The following is a 1867-nucleotide window of genomic DNA, read 5'->3' on the forward strand; positions in this document are numbered from 1 at the left end:
ATTGCCCCGTGGGTGGTGCGAAACCGATCGGAATCGCACCAATGAGGAAACCTACAAGGCGCAACAGATCATCGAGAGGGTGCATTCGGACCCGTCTCCTATTTCGACGCGGGGATGGCGCCGGCTTAGCGCCCATCGATTGAGCGGACGGCCACGTGTATTTCGGTCCAGAGTTTGAACTCGGCGGTGTCGTAGCGTCCTTGCCGGTCGACGGCTGCCCATGCGTCGAGGCTTTCGAGGGGGACGCCGGCGAGGCGGGCTGCCGCAGGATGGCTGATGCGGTGGGGCTTCGTCACGGCGTCACGCTAACGCGGACGCCGGGGAGACAGAACGGATCGGTCCGAGATTCACCCGCCACATCACCTGTGGCGATGCCGTTACAGACGGTTCGAGAGGGTGAGCCCGTCGGCGCTACTCGCGTCGTGCATCATCTTGTCGATCAACTCACGGTCGAGCTGCGGTGCGCGGCCGCCGTAGAACTGCATGAGCAGGGCCCGTGTGGGGCTGATCCAGATGGAGGAGCGGCCGCCGCCGGTGGTGGGCATCTGGAGCATGAAGCCTTCACGGCGGCGGAGCTTGTTCATCATGACGACGCGGAGGTGCGCGAGGATACGGTCGTCGATGTCGTAGCTGGAGTCTTGCGTGTAGATCAGTCGTCCCACGGGGCGAGCGTGTCCTTCATCTCGTTCGAGGCTGGGCCATCGCGAAATCGCCCGGCCGCTCCGAATTATCGCACCCGCGATGTTGCTCACATTTGCACAACAGCCCGGGAAGGTTTTCGCAAGGGTCCAGGGGTGAACGTGTCGTCTGAGACGCTGACACGGACGTCGTTCCTCCGGCGTGTGGGACCTCTCGCCATGATGGTCGCGCCGGGGGTCCCGATGTTGGAGGTTTCCGATGGGGAGATTCACGTACGACTCGAGTGTCAGTGCCGACTTCGATGACCGGGAGCTCGCTCACCTGCAGGCGGTCATCGTGGCGAAGATCCGCCGCGGGGAGCGGTTCACCTTCACATGGAAGATCGACATCAGCCTCGGCGGTGGCCGGACAAGCGTCTACCTGTACCCCGGAGTCAAGCTGGCGTTTAGATACGAGGGTGGCCACACACCGCAGCTCAACCCGTCCTGGCTGCGGATGCTGACCGACGCCGCCAACTCGCCACAGGGACTTCACGTGCTTGATGAGCCGGCCGGGCGCACTCCGGACCAACTCGCGCGCGACGCCGACCGACGGAATCACCCGGTAGAGGCGTGACAACAGTCGCAGTGTGCAACGCGCTTTCCGATGGTGCAACCCCGATGCCGGTGAGACCTAGCGACATCTACGTTGTACCGCATGACTCAGAGCATCGAACGGGTTCAGCTGACCGTGAATGGTGCCACCCATGCTCTCGCGCCGTTGGAGAGCGTCGGGGATATCGAGGCTCAGGTTCTCGGCGCCACGCGCGCCGGCGGTGGCTTCATCACGGTCACGCTGGACGGGGGCGAACGTCTCAGCATCTTCGTGTCGGCGGCGGCAAGTTCGATCACCATCGCTTCCTCCACAGTGCGCCTTGATAGCGGCCTCGCCGACGGCGGCGGCGACGGGTGGCGCAACCATTCTGGGCAGGTGTTCGACGATGAGGAGTCGCCTTACGACATCATCTGACCGTCACGACGGCACGTAACCGATCGGTTCCGCTTCGAATAATCCGGGGCGCAAAGCGGTAGCAGTGCAGACCTCGCGCCGCTTGAAGCCAGCATTACGACCGCCCGACACTCATATGCTTCGTCTGTGACGTATCTGGCAGAAAGCCCCGGCACCGTCGTGGTTGCGAAATGACGCGCGTGCTCGTCATCGACGACGAGCAGATGCTCACCGACCTGCT

4 protein-coding genes are annotated in these 1867 nt (G+C 63.5%); 2 read left to right on the forward strand and 2 right to left on the reverse strand.

Annotated elements, in window-relative coordinates; translation table 11 throughout:
* Window positions 1-125: 125 nt before the first annotated feature.
* Window positions 126-296 carry a hypothetical protein gene (locus tag D8Y23_RS16920; RefSeq protein WP_160897575.1) on the reverse strand — a complete coding sequence of 57 codons (171 nt, stop codon included), beginning with the start codon at window positions 294-296 and terminating at the stop codon, window positions 126-128.
* Window positions 297-377: 81 nt separating this feature from the next.
* Window positions 378-662 carry an ATP-dependent DNA ligase gene (locus D8Y23_RS16495; protein ID WP_237488856.1) on the reverse strand — a complete coding sequence of 95 codons (285 nt, stop codon included), beginning with the start codon at window positions 660-662 and terminating at the stop codon, window positions 378-380.
* A gap of 235 nt (window positions 663-897) precedes the next feature.
* On the opposite strand from D8Y23_RS16495, the gene D8Y23_RS16500 reads away from it, so the two are divergent.
* Entirely contained in the window at window positions 898-1254 is a 357-nt protein-coding gene (locus D8Y23_RS16500; protein ID WP_108320225.1) for an ATP-dependent DNA ligase, read from the forward strand.
* 81 nt (window positions 1255-1335) lie between these two features.
* The gene (locus tag D8Y23_RS16505; RefSeq protein WP_108320227.1) at window positions 1336-1647 is read left to right on the forward strand and encodes a hypothetical protein; all 312 of its coding nucleotides are present in this window, start codon (window positions 1336-1338) and stop codon (window positions 1645-1647) included.
* The last annotated feature ends 220 nt before the right edge of the window (window positions 1648-1867 follow it).

The organism is Microbacterium enclense (genome assembly GCF_004022425.1).
Classification (GTDB): domain Bacteria; phylum Actinomycetota; class Actinomycetes; order Actinomycetales; family Microbacteriaceae; genus Microbacterium; species Microbacterium enclense_A.

Bases quoted from the DNA above. Each gene is read 5' to 3' on its own strand.
- D8Y23_RS16500 (WP_108320225.1), top strand. From the start codon at position 898: ATGGGGAGATTCACGTACGACTCGAGTGTCAGTGCCGACTTCGATGAC.
- D8Y23_RS16505 (WP_108320227.1), top strand. From the start codon at position 1,336: ATGACTCAGAGCATCGAACGGGTTCAGCTGACCGTGAATGGTGCCACC.